Source organism: Sphingobacterium sp. JUb20, from assembly GCF_004342035.1.
In the GTDB taxonomy this organism is placed as follows: Bacteria; Bacteroidota; Bacteroidia; order Sphingobacteriales; family Sphingobacteriaceae; genus Sphingobacterium; species Sphingobacterium anhuiense.
Window position 1 is genome coordinate 1 of record NZ_SLYV01000031.1, and the last position, 13759, is coordinate 13759.

Sequence of the window (13759 nt, forward strand, 5' to 3'; positions counted from 1 at the left end):
GCATAACGATAAGGTGACCAACGCCTATTGACTTCTGCCTTCGGATCAATAACATTCCACCTGCCTATCTCAGCATCATAGAACCTCGCTCCGTAATCGTATTCTCATATATTATCCTATATAATTCCTAACCACAATAAAGACATTAAAATAGCAAAAATAAGCACTAAACTAATGATTAGCCAATATATATTTAATTTTATATTTAGATCATTAAACTTAGGAATCAATAAAGTAAAAATCAAAAAAACTAAGGAAAAGAATAAGATTTCCTTAAAAATAACTGGATTTGAATATCTATGCAAATAGAGATCATACCCAATAATTACCATATATATTATCGAAAATGCAATAGAAGTATGATAAAAGAGACTCTTCTTTTTAAAGATTAAAACCAGAAGATTTATAATAAATAAAGTTATTAGACAGAAAATTGATATTATTTTATGATAAGGAACGGGGTAACCATAAGAGCCTTTTGGAAGCCCTAGATATCTATCATAATATATCAAATCATTACCCTTCTCAACTAAAAGTACAAGCTGCAAAACAACGATTAAGCATGCAATTATTTTAAACAGATTTTTCATAATTATTTAATTTTCTGCCCCATATAGGTTTTTCTTTCTGGTAAGCCAAATAAAATACGAATTCTGTTTTCGCTTTCTACCGCTCTTTTTTCCATTTGACTTCTAACATATTTCTCTCTATCTAATCCTTTTAATCCTTTTTGTACCCCCATTTTATAATCCTTTCCTTCCTGACCATTTAACACATCCCTTACATGTGTTAGTTCATGAGCAAGAGTACCTGCGGAATTAGTTTTTTCAACGTCTTGCATCTTAACCCCGTTCAATTGAGAATATTCTATCTCAAGTCCTCTACCAGTATGACTAACACCGCTCTCCTTCATCTGTAGATTTTCTCCTTTTTCTTTATCACCCGCTGCTTCCATCACAGACCCTGTAACACTTTTTGCTTCTGTTATGTATATATCAGTTTTGCTGGAATGTAAATAGGAGAAAATCTTAGCTGTTTTTTCATCTTTTATTATTGCTCTTAAATCCTTCATAAACTGTCGTTGGAATTCATCTGAACCCCGAATCCTTAATGAGTCTCCATTAACATCAATATATTTCAAAGGATTTAAACCACCATATTGATAAGGTGATAATGCAGAGTACTTTTCAGAAAACCTGTCTATGACATTAAAACGTCCGATCTCAGCGTCATAAAACCTTGCGCCGTAATCTCAATGATTTCAACTACAAATAATTATCCCTATAAAAACTATCTTCTAGAATCCCAAATTTATCAATAAAATAGAGACCGAAAACTACGACTAACAAGATAAAAAATAAAAGAAAAAAATTGAGGTTCCTTATGCCACAAAAAAAGATTAATTGGAATTGTAAAAATATTAAAATAATGCTTTTAATAAATAATAAATATTTACTAATGCTTTCTACTTCTTCGACAATAATTATTTGATATAGATACCAGATAATATAGATTAAAGTAAACGCTAACAAAAAATGCAGCAATATTTTACTTTTGTAAATTACAAAAAGAATAATATTGAATGAATATAATAATAAACTAACATTTTCGAACACAATTCGATTAATAGGTACAGGATAACCATAAGAATTATTGGGTAAACCAATGACTCCTTGACTCATATAAGAATAAATATTTAAAGCTAACGTTAAACAAGTCCAGATTAAAATTACAAAACAAGTTATTAATAATATTTTTTTCATATTTTCATTAAGATCTAAAACGATTGTGATTATTTTAAAGGAAAATCAAATTATTTAATTAATTTCTCTCCTAAATATGTCTTTCTTTCAGGCATATTTAAAATCCTACGTATTCGGTTTTCATTCATTATTGCACGTCTTTCCATTCTCTGATTGACAAATTTCCCTACATTATCAATTTTCAAACGGCGTGCTTCTTTTGCATCTCTGCCCTCTTCCCCTCCTAATATATCTTTTACATGTGTTAGTTCATGACCTAAAGTAACAGCTGAATTAGTAGACTCGACATCCATCATTTTAACTCCATCAAGTTGTGCGTACTTTAATTCAAGTCCCTTGCCTGTATGAGAAACACCAGTTCTTTTCATTCTGTCGTAATTTTCTGTACTGATATCATCGTCACCAAAAATTGATTTCTCAGCTTTAACTTCACTAATATAAACCGTTTCTTTATTAGAAGAAACAAATTCAAATGCCTGTCTTAGAACCGGATCCTTAAGTAATACTCTAACATCTTTGAGATATTGTAATTTAAATTCCATGGAACCGGCTACTCTAATCGAATCCCCATTGACATCTATAAATTTAATTGGATTTAATGCTCCATAATGATAAGGAGATAAAGATGAATATTTTTCGGAAAATCTATCTATAACGTTAAAACGTCCTATTTCAGCATCGTAAAATCTAGCACCGTAATCCAGCTGTCCTTCCAAGACATAAGAACCTCCCAAGGAATGCGTACCCAGATTCAGGTCACTCTGCATCTCCTTGCCATTATAAAGATACTTATTATTTACACTCGTTGCAATAGACTTGGTTTTGCCGAACGGATAGTAGTCCTGCTTCTGAACCACAGACGGAACGGTTGAACTACCTTCCCGCTTGATCACCGATCTGACATTGCCCAGATGGTCAGCCAGATTATAATGGTAACTGTAAATACCTTCACTGTTCAACAAAAATCCTTCTTCTGTAGCGATACGCTCGATCTTGGTTACTGCTGTCCCCACTTTACTGTATTCGATACCTCCTATATAATCCTGTTCGGTATCAATACCGTTTACACTGGCCTGCTTTTTCAGTTTAGTGCCTATTGCGTCATACTGGTAGCTGACGGAACGGCCTCCTCCTGTGGCTGTTTTGGGGAGATTCAAGTGGTTATAGGTAAAAAGCATATCCGTACGGTCCTTGGTCGCATTGCCGTTCAGGTCATAAGTGAATGTTCCTGTAAGCCCGCCTGTAAGACTCAACAACCTATTGCTCTTATTGGTATTATTGTACGTATAGGTGATCGGACTTCCAGTATCGCGGATCAGTGTTCTGATATTGCCCATATCATCATAGGTCAATGTCTCGATCATCACCGTACCGGTACTGATCCCTTTCTTCAATCTGTTTAACCCATCATAAGTATAAGTGAACGTACTGTTTGTCGTAGCGGCATGGCCCCATAACTGCTGCGCAATATTACCGTTGTACTGCGCATTGGAAATGACAGCTGTGCCTGCACTGTTCAGGTTATAGTTCAGCACATAGCTGAACTGGGGCGATGTGGCTTTGGTAGTCCAGCCACGCTCATTATAAGCGTATGCTACACTGGTCAGGAAATTGGTGCCACCGTTTTCACTGTGGATACTTTTACTTTTCAGCTGCCCGATTTCGTTATAGGCCAATTTGCTCTGTAAAACCTCATCCTGTGTATTGACTCTTTTTCTGGTGTCCACCAAACGTCCTAAATGATCGTATTTGTTTGTGGTCAAAATCGTTGTGACTGTCCCCGCAGTCGAGGCTTTATGCATCCGTTTACTGGTCTCCAGTTCGCCACTGAAAAGATAGGTATTGGTCACAACATCTGTACCCCCACTGGCGACAAACTGATTCTGGGATGATGACTGGATCACTCTGCCGTAATCATCGTAATAATTGATGGTGAGCATAGGCATGGTACCGTCGTCCAATGTGACTTTACTCGCCGTAAGAAGTCCTTTGATTTTGGCACTTTTTTGAGCTCCGGAAAATCCTAAACCTGCTGTGTTGTAGCCTGTGAAAATATAGTCGTCATAATAATTGGTCACCAAAGGTTTGATGGTAATATTTGTACCTGCAAGTGGAAAGGATGTCGCTGTAGCGGGATAGTCCGCAGCAGTACGGCTCTCCCATTGGGGAACAGTTGCATCGGCACGGCCCTGAACCTGACTCCGTGTGATTTCGGTAGATATGTTATTCGTATATAGCCCAGATGATATTACTCGTCCAAAAGCATCATAACGGGTATAACTCCACTCTTTACGGCCCCGCTGGATAGCATCCTGGCTCAGGATAAGCTGGTCATTCTTGTTGTATACCAGGTATTCCCAACCTTTGCCCGGGATCTTCTTTTCAATGAGCCTTCTTCTGCCATCGTACCTGTAAGCATAGAGCAGCTCGTTGAAATCGGTACTGTTGTCGGTAACTGCCGTAGCTGTATATCCGGGAGGGATCACATAGCGCAGATCGCCAAAGTCATCGTAAACATAATGGGTCTCCAGCTTCTTGGTGCCGGTTTCCCAGGTACGTTTTAACACAACACGGCCTTCAAAGTCTTTATATTCTTCTACACTACCCTGTTTTCCCGTGGTATTCACCCAGTTCTCGTCTTTGATAACGGTCTTATACAGTTTGCCCGCAGCATAGAAAGCTGATGTGGCTCCGGTACCGGCAGTGTTGATGCTCCACATCCTGACGTCGTCTGCTGCATTGGTACCATACTCGCTAACTACAGTATGGCCTGTCGTGGAAGTGGTCACAACTGCTGTTCTATCAGCTGCTGGCTGCCAGCCTAATCCGGGAGACCCCTGCTCGGTAATCCGATTTAAAGGGCTGTTTTCAAAGACTGTGACCGCGTAGGGATGATCTGTTTTTTTGACATGGACATCCCAGGTATTAGCCGCAGCATAGTAGGCCTGCTGGTCTGCACCGGCAGTGGTCTTGAATCCACCGTCCTTAACCGTGTTTTTTGCATACGGCAGATATTTCATGCTTTCTCTGCCAAATCCATCATAGGCTATGTGCTGGACAAGGTCATTTTTTAAAGGACTGCCCTGCCAGTCAACAACCTGCATGGGTCTGCCCAGACCGTCAAAGTAACTCACTTTGATATTGACGCTGTCAACAGGCTTGCCTGTTAAGGCCGCTGTGGTTTTATAGTTTGGATTTCTGACGGTACGCTCAATGATATAGTTCTGCTCGGAACTGCCGATAGCTGCAGCAACAACCGCAAAGTTGATAACTTTGGTACTGGAGCCTGCGGCATTGTAGGCTGTGACCGTATAGTTCGTCGCTACTTTGGCTGCTGTAGGTATTCCGGAGATCTTACCTGTGCTCTGGTCAAAAACCAGACCTGCGGGAAGTGCGGGACTGATGCTGTAACCGATACCGAACCAGGATCCACGTAACAGATGATTTTGCGTATCGCCGATATATAACCGCGTGCCATAATACAGAACACCTTCCGGTCCCTTAAATGTTGAGGATAATGGACTGCCGTTGTCGCTGCCAGCAGCTCCGGTCCCCGCATAAATGCTCACTGCTCCTGCTGGGGTGATCTTACGGACCACATTGCTGGCATCACTGACGTAGACATTGCCCGAACCGTCCACCGTAACACCCATCGGATTGGTGAAGCCCGTGGCAAAGGTCGTAACAACACCTGCCGGGGTGATCTTGCGGATATTGCCGATCACATATTCGGCAACATAGATATTCCCCGATGCGTCGATTGCCAACCCTTTCATCCCGTTGAAACTCGCTGCTGTACCGGTACCGTTGACCGTACCCTGGCTACCGCTGCCGGCAAAGGTAGTGACTACGCCTGAAGGAGTAATTTTACGGATTCTTAGGTTTCCTTCATCGGAAACATAGATATTGCCAGAAGCATCCACGACCATCCCGGACAGCGCATTGAAACGTGCGGCTGTACCGGTTCCTTCAGCATAGGCTCGGAGACCCACGCCCCCTGCAAGTGAGCTGACTACGCCTGCAGCGCTGATCTTGCGAACAACAAAATTGCCACGGTCACTGAAATAGAAATTGCCGGCGGCATCCCGGGCGATACCATTGGGGGTGTTGATCGAGGCTCCCTCGCCTGTGCCATTGACATGGGCAGCGGTACCGCTGCCAACGAAGGTGCTCACAACTCCTGCCGGGGTAATCTTACGGATACGGTGGTTATAATGGTCGCAGACATAGATATTGCCCGAAGCATCGGCAGCCATTCTCCCCGGAAGATTAAACCGAACTGCAGTTCCGCTACCATTGACGTAGCCACTGCTACCTGATAATCCGGCTACGGTGAACACATCTCCGTTGGCATATACAGCGCCTCCACTGTTACTAGGTACATAACTGATGCTCTGACCAACCGATATGCTCGGAGGAATGGTATAATTGATAGTGGGAAGTGCAGGTAATGCCATTGGAGAAACAACGGTATTTGCAGAATACAGCATTCTTGACTGTATCTTACTGCTATCTAGTTGCATACTGTCTATATTTTGGGCGTGTATACCTACTCCCTGCAACAATACCGGTAATAAGGCTAGGTATTTTGTGAATCCTTTCATAATCTATAACGGGTTATAAAATTTTAATTCAATAAGATTTTAAATAATTAAAAACAAACACCGTCCTCATTGACAGTTAAAGTTTCAGGATACCATACTTGATTGTCATATCCCATATAAAAATTAACAGAACTATTTTTTGTTACACATATATAGATATACTTTTTATCTGAATTATATGGGTCATTTTCAATTGTGAAATTATCTACCGTTCGTTTTTGTTGAGTGGTTGAATTGCAAGGAATATATCCTATATATAGGTTTCCCCCATTATTATCGACAAAAGATTTTAGGTAAGAAATTTTAACCCTCGTACAATTTGGAACTTTACACTCTCCATTTAAATTAGCGAAGGTTTGTCCATTAGCTTGCAAATCCGCTTGAGCTTGTTGCTGTGCGTCTGCCTGAGAAACAAGAGATTTATATTTGCCTGCGGAGACTCTATATTCTACCGGGCTGCCCAACTGTCCTACGGGACAATTATTTTTAGTAAACATTTGGAAAATTTCATAGTTACTATACTCCTTAATTTCTTCAAAGCAGTCTACCTGCTGTCCCGAATAGTTATAACAGAATGTCTTAAGCAAGTTTCCGTCAAAATCCTTGATATATACAAGCCTTCCAAAACCATCATAACCATAATATTCAGTATAGCCGTTGGCATCAGTTCTACTTGTCATTCCAATCAGCGGTTTATAGATAAAAGTACTTACCTGAGCTTTGGTCAGTGCAGATCTGAGAGTTTTTATTGTATTATTTATCAATTCATCGGTAACTAAATCAGTATTTAAAACATCGATAGTGGGTTGACCAATTACATTTAATACTTCTGCAAATGTGCAGTTCTTCAATTCAGCAATCGGATATTGATTTCTATATCCCCAAAGAATAGTTGTACTGGATTGATCTTTTTCTTTAAACTCAGTAATCTTGAAAGCCAAATTGTAACGTATAACTTCTGACACTTTTTCTAGATAATTTAACACGACCTTTCCATTCGTAACAGTAGTAGTTGAAGGAATTATAATAGGTGCTGTCAAAATATCCTTAAATTTTCTTTTAACCAACAGGGAAGAGGCATCGTATTCATCTACTTCAGAAGTAACCAAATAATTTACTAGTGGATTTCCCTTACGTATAAAAGAACTCGTTTCAATTGGAATGGAAACTATATTTTTTTTAGATAATGTCAATATTCCTTGAGAGAGAGGTTCCAAAGAAGTTATATTACTAAAATCAAATGCATATTTCAGTTTCTGAAGATGTATTCTACCATCGCTTCTATCAACAGCGATACTCGATGGAAAGAGATATTTTGGATTGCTATATTCGTACAGCACATTAGATATGGACGAATCAACTCCTACATCACTATAGTTTATTGTTTTCTCAGAGATTGCCTTGTAAGCCCCACTGTAAAGCTCCACACTATCAACTGCATAAATTCCTGTAGCCATATCAGATGTACTGATCATATTGAAATAACCTGTATTAAGATCCTCATTGGAATTTTTAATAAAATTTAGTTGATTAACAGTTGTTTCATAGGTTATTTGGTTATTAAAAAGCTGATAATTAATATCAACCACTTGTTTAAGTTTGATAGAAGTGGGCGATGGTGATTCGAAAATCATTTTTTTTGTAAGATTGTAATTTACATATGGCTTATATTTCATTTTATAATTATAGAAATTTGAAGAGCCTCCATAAAATGCGGCAGGACTTGCATTGGCTGGATCACCGGAAAAACTATAACTAGAAACACCTATAGTAGGTATGACGAAAATAAAAGAAGGGGGCGAAAAAAAGTAATCGGTATATCCAATTCTTAATGCTCCATTATTTCTGATCTCTCGAACCTTTCCATAATTAACTCCTGGTGATACAAAGTGGGATATCTGAGGCATCAGATCACTATAAATAATCCTTTCACGATAGCTCGGACTCAATGTTATCCTTTTTAGGCTTCCTATTGTCGAACTATGCAAATATTTTTGATTGGCATAATAACGAATATCATAGTCCATAGTCAATTGGCCTTTAGAATATTCAAGTATTTTACTCAAAACCGTATCACCCTGAACATCCATGTGAAAAATTCTTTCAATTCTTAATCCTGGAGCAATTCCTTCCGGATTAATATCTTGCTGAAAATCATATCCTTGAGTATATTTATTACTTCCATAAATAAAATTTACACTCCCTTTTGTCGGGTAAATAATTTGCTTCAACATTCCCTGCTTTGTGTATTCTAAATTTGGACGTCTGTTTCCAGGAGGCAACCCAGAGTACCAAGTGGTTACATAGGGGTTTGAAGGAATAAGAGAAGATGAATTACCATTATAATATCCGCCCCAATCTTTTGATCGTAACTTTGAATTTCCAGTTGGAAGTCCCAATTGCTTGTTATAAAAATAATTAAAAGCGTAGACTTCATCTTTTACCCCAACAGATTTTATTTTTATACTATCTAACTTAACAAAATCAGACGGAGTGTTGTCCGGTCTATAAAAGAAGGAAGTATTAAAGTCAATCTTTCTAAATTGACTATTTGACTTGTCCAATATTTCCATACTTTCAAGAATTAGAATAGAATTTTCATTTTTCACATTAAATCGGACAACACCTTCTTTAAATTTAATTTCCGACAAATAACAGGTCTCATATATATTAGAAAATGATTCGGAAAGTAGTTTTGGTGTACTACCATTATTTAAAACATCATATAATTCTCCATCAGATGGTGTGATTGAAACAAAATTTTCCAGTTCGTCACGGATAATTAATTGATCTGAAACACTTGAAACAGTTTGGAATTGTTTTTTATAAGAAAAGGAAATAGTATCCTGCAAATTGGGTGAAATCACCATAGCTAGCCACCAACTTGAAGGTCTCATAGTTCCTGATTTATACTCTGTATATCCCGAATTTGGAGCTGCCCCAAAAACATAAATTAATCCCTCTGGTGATACAATACGAGCTCCATCAAATGCCCCTGTGCCTGTAATGGAGATAGAATCAGAACTAGAAGTCAAATGTTTGGCTAATACTTTATTACTTTTCTTATCCACAATAAACTTAGAGCTAATTCCAGAATTTACATGGTAATTAAATATATCATATGCCATATCATAATTTAATTCATTATTTAACTCGGTGACATAACTCTGACCTGTTTTTATTTGGGATATCAAATTGCGATAATAATTAGGCGTTTTTCTACTAGCTAACACCAAATCATCAGGTTCATCTCTAATAAGACGACTCAAAACTCCTCCCGCAGAAAGGGTCCAGTCTTGACCTAATATTGATGAATTTTTATCCACTTTGCAACCATCGGATAGAAATCTAAGTCCAATTGGATGTACTAAAGAACCGCTTTTAATAGTGTAAAGAGGTACTTCTAGATTTGCTTGCCCTGAACTGAAATCTACTGGGATATCTGATAGCCGAAGTAAACTATTTGCCGTCGGCGATGGTGGAATAACTTTATAGAAAGATTCTTGACTCCAAGAAACCTTGTATATTAAACTTGTTAACAACAATAAAAAAATTCTAAATTTCATAATATAGATTAGTAAGATTTTGAATCAATAAGAATTTCCAGAATTAAAAAATCATATAAATATCTTACTTTTATAGACCTTTTTAATTTACTAAGTATGTTATATTGATAATAGTAAATGGTTAGCTTTTATTATATAAATTGGTTATCTAAACACTATTAATGTTCTATATAGAATCATAGTAAAACATTATCCTTATCTATTTAAGATGGGCATGTATAAAACAATTGCTAAATTTCAAAAGCATCATTATTATGTTAATTCAATCGAAATAATGAACAAAGAAGTTAGAAAATTAAAATATAGGTTCTGGCTGTATTTACTTAAATGGTAAAGGCAAATAAATTCAATAGTATCGGTTAGGCAAATATAATGGGATAAAAGTATAGATTAGTATTCATATAAAAAAACAATAAATAGAAATTTCTTTATTAAGATAATTTTATAGCTTTTTTAAGGAATTGAGGATATAGAATTTGTGCGTATAAGTAAAAAAGGCAACGATAATTGACACCCTCTGCCCCAAAGGGAAAAGGAATACCTGTTCAATACTGGTGACCACTTTATCAAAGCAAGATTTCTTTGAAGTAAAAAAGCCCGGACATGCTGGGGTTTTGCTCTTTATTCAAATTCGAGATAATTAATGAGGTATTTGTTCCCCTTTAGAAATTCTACAATCCCTAAGTGTTCATAACAATTTCTATATAAGCTTTTCGGTTTTCTCCTTCTAATTTCCCTACATCTTTAAAACGCTCATTAACTTCCCACACATACCAATTTCGTGATACCCTGATTGGCTTTGCTCCGATCTTTGAGCCGTAATCATTCGTATCTCTAAATAATATCTGCGAAGTAGTACCGACTTTAATTGTTTTTCCAACGCTTTCCCAAAGGCTCATTTTCACACCCAATTTTGTAACGCAATGTCATAAAATTCAACTTCATCTTTTACGATTTCTGATAAATCGGTATGGGCGTTAATTGGATATACTTTCTTAAACGCCCTGATTACATCGCTGTTTAATTGGGTAAGGTCGCAAACGACATATTGAAAATACTTCTTGCTGCTCTCGTCTGTCTTAACCAAAAAGACATCGCCAATTTTTGTGTTTCTCGTGCCATTATTTTATACCGTATTGCAACCAGTTTTTTGTGCTATTGAATTAATCCTATTTAGAAGTTGGCCACCATTCTTGAGCAGCCAGTATTGATTGATTAATGTTTAATACTATATGATACAGCTTTAATTTTCTACATTTAAACCCTCCAGTTTACTGACCAGAGGTCAATTTTATATAAAAATTTATTATTCTGACTATTCAAAACCAGGATAGAAAAAATTGTATTTTCCTGTTTTTATACGTTCTACTATATCGTAAGGATTGACAACAACTCCAATATCTGCTTCTCGATTTTCACCCTCTAATTTTCCTACGTCCTTAAATGGTTTATTGACTGTCCAAACATACCATTTTTTTGATATTCTTATTGGCTCTTCTCCAATCCACACACCATAGTCAGTTGTCCCTCTAAACATAATATTTGTGATATTTCCGACCTCACTTATATTACCTATCTTTTCCCACAAGTTCATTTTAACTCCTAACTTCGTAACGCAATGGGCATAAAATTCTACTTCTCCACTTACGATTTCTAATAAATCAGGATTGACATCCATCGGATATATATTTTTGAAAACTCTGATCACATCACTATTCAGTTGAGTAAGATCACTTGTGACATATTGAAAATATTTCTTACTGTTGTCGTTTATTTTAACAAAAAAAACGTCACCTAATTTTGTGTTTATTCGTGCCATTATTTTATACCGTATTGCAACCAGTTTTTTGGTGCGATTGAATTAATTCTATTAAGAAGTTGACCACCATTCCGGCTAAGACCATATTGATTTATTAATGCCTGCTCCCAAATTCTAGCTTGAATTTCAGAGAGGCGAGTTGCGCCCTTCACAACTTGATATTGTAATAATTCTCTTCCTGTACCTATCGCATCTAAATGCTCACCAAATCTGACAGTTGCCTCTCTTCCGGTAATTCCGACGTATCTAACCTTACCCGCTGCATCAATCCCTTCGTATACAAGATGAACTCCTTTTGACGCATTTCTAGCCACCAGATTACCGATCAATTTATAAGAGAGGGTCCCGACTCCAAGCCCAACATCAATAATCCAGTTGGCATCTTCCAAAGCTCCCGAAGCAAGCTGTCTTTTTACGAGCCATGCACCAGGGCCAAATCGCGCCCCACCCGCATAATTATTGATGGTAAAAGAAGCATTTTCATGATGTAAAATATCATATTGATTACCTCCTTTTGTGCTAACAAAATCATATTCCCCCGTCTTGTCATTATACTTGTATTCATTAGGTGGATCTCCAATTGAATAGGAGTTATTGTCAGTTTTTGTCATTCCCTGACTCTGGTTCATAAACTCCGTAATCTCTTCTGGATCACTAGTCGATTTCCACCCACCCGCCATTCTTGTCCACATACCATTAGGATCCAATTTTCCAACAGGATCATTAAGCGCATAATTATAAGGCGAATAAGATTGATATTTATCAGCCATCGGATCTATTACATTCCAACGCCCAATCTCTGCATCGTAAAACCTAGCCCCGTAATCCAGCTGTCCTTCCAAGACATAAGAACCTCCCAAGGAATGCGTACCCAGATTTAGATCACTCTGCATCTCCTTGCCATTATAAAGATACTTATTATTTACACTCGTTGCAATAGATCTGGTTTTGCCAAACGGATAATAATCCTGCTTCTGAACCACAGACGGAACGGTTGAACTTCCTTCCCGCTTGATCACAGCACGGACATTACCCAGATGATCGGTCAGGTTGTAATGGTAACTGTAACTACCTTCACTGTTCAGTAAAAATCCCTCTTCTGTAGCGATACGTTCGATCTTGGTTGCTGCTGTCCCCACTTTACTGTATTCGATACTTCCGATATAGTCCTGTTCGATATCGATACCGTTTACTGTAGCCTGCTTTTTCAGTTTAGTGCCCATTGCATCATACTGGTAGCTGACGGAACGGCCTCCTCCAATAGGTGTTTTGGGGAGATTTAGGTGATTATAGGTAAAAAGCATATCCGTACGGTCCTTGGTCGCATTGCCGTTCAGGTCATAAGTGAATGTTCCTGTAAGCCCGCCTGTAAGAGTCAGCCACCTATTGCTCTTATTGTCATTATTGTAGGTATAGGTGATCGGACTTCCGGTATCACGCGTCAATGTTCTGATATTGCCCATATCATCATAGGTCAATGTCTCGCTCATCACCGTACTGGCAGTATTGATGCTCCACATCCAGACGTCGTCTGCTGCATTGGTCCCGTAATCGCTAACAACAGTATGGCCTGTGGTGGAAGTGGTCACTACTGGAATTGCTACATTTGACAGGAGACTTTTTTAAGGAGATATATTAATTAAAACCGAGCGTATATACCATCATAAGTTTATCGACAGGGAGAGTGTAAAGTTAGAGGTGTTCAGATACATCGAAGGATTTTACCATACCAAAAGGATACATTCTGCTATTGGGTATAAAACGCCAAATCAAATGGAATCGTTTTATCACTCAAACAGAAATTAGCGGCATAAAAAGTCTCCACTTTTAAGTTGCAATTACAAGAAAAGCTTATGCACAATAACAAACAACAAAAGCCCGATCAATGATCGGGCTTCACTTTTTTAAAATGGTCTAATCGTTCTTCATAAATCTTTTTCTGACGCTCGGTTCTTCTTGCGTCTATCATATGATAAAGAACAAACGTTATTATAATAATCGAAAAAA

General features: G+C 37.7%; 7 protein-coding genes and 1 pseudogene. 1 reads left to right on the forward strand and 7 read right to left on the reverse strand.

Annotated features, from left to right (window positions below):
* Positions 1–592: 592 nt before the first annotated feature.
* The 7 genes and pseudogenes from EDF66_RS25820 to EDF66_RS25845 form a co-directional block, all read right to left on the reverse strand.
* A complete protein-coding gene (locus tag EDF66_RS25820; protein WP_259195073.1) occupies positions 593–1141 on the reverse strand; it encodes a type III secretion system effector protein in 549 nt (182 codons plus the stop codon).
* A pseudogene (locus EDF66_RS26515) lies at positions 1130–1237 on the reverse strand (hypothetical protein); the annotation flags it as partial. The gene EDF66_RS25820 and the pseudogene EDF66_RS26515, both read right to left, overlap by 12 nt.
* Positions 1238–1813: 576 nt before the next feature.
* The gene (locus tag EDF66_RS25825; RefSeq protein WP_132846189.1) at positions 1814–6367 is read right to left on the reverse strand and encodes a DUF6443 domain-containing protein; all 4554 of its coding nucleotides are present in this window, start codon (positions 6365–6367) and stop codon (positions 1814–1816) included.
* Between the two features lie 47 nt (positions 6368–6414).
* Positions 6415–9933, reverse strand: a complete 3519-nt coding sequence (locus EDF66_RS25830; protein ID WP_132846191.1) for a DUF5977 domain-containing protein — start codon at positions 9931–9933, stop codon at positions 6415–6417.
* Positions 9934–10613: 680 nt separating this feature from the next.
* Positions 10614–10832 (reverse strand): hypothetical protein, encoded by a 219-nt coding sequence (locus tag EDF66_RS26290; protein ID WP_207898798.1) that lies wholly within the window; start codon positions 10830–10832, stop codon positions 10614–10616.
* A 416-nt stretch (positions 10833–11248) separates the two neighbouring features.
* Positions 11249–11752, reverse strand: a complete 504-nt coding sequence (locus tag EDF66_RS25840; protein WP_132846193.1) for a hypothetical protein — start codon at positions 11750–11752, stop codon at positions 11249–11251.
* The gene (locus tag EDF66_RS25845) at positions 11752–13341 is read right to left on the reverse strand and encodes an RHS repeat domain-containing protein (protein ID WP_132846195.1); all 1590 of its coding nucleotides are present in this window, start codon (positions 13339–13341) and stop codon (positions 11752–11754) included. Before EDF66_RS25845 ends, EDF66_RS25840 begins: the two co-directional genes overlap by 1 nt.
* A gap of 49 nt (positions 13342–13390) precedes the next feature.
* Here EDF66_RS25845 and EDF66_RS26675 point away from each other — a divergent pair, with 49 nt between their 5' ends.
* Positions 13391–13558 (forward strand): IS3 family transposase, encoded by a 168-nt coding sequence (locus tag EDF66_RS26675; protein WP_409049554.1) that lies wholly within the window; start codon positions 13391–13393, stop codon positions 13556–13558.
* Positions 13559–13759 lie beyond the last annotated feature (201 nt).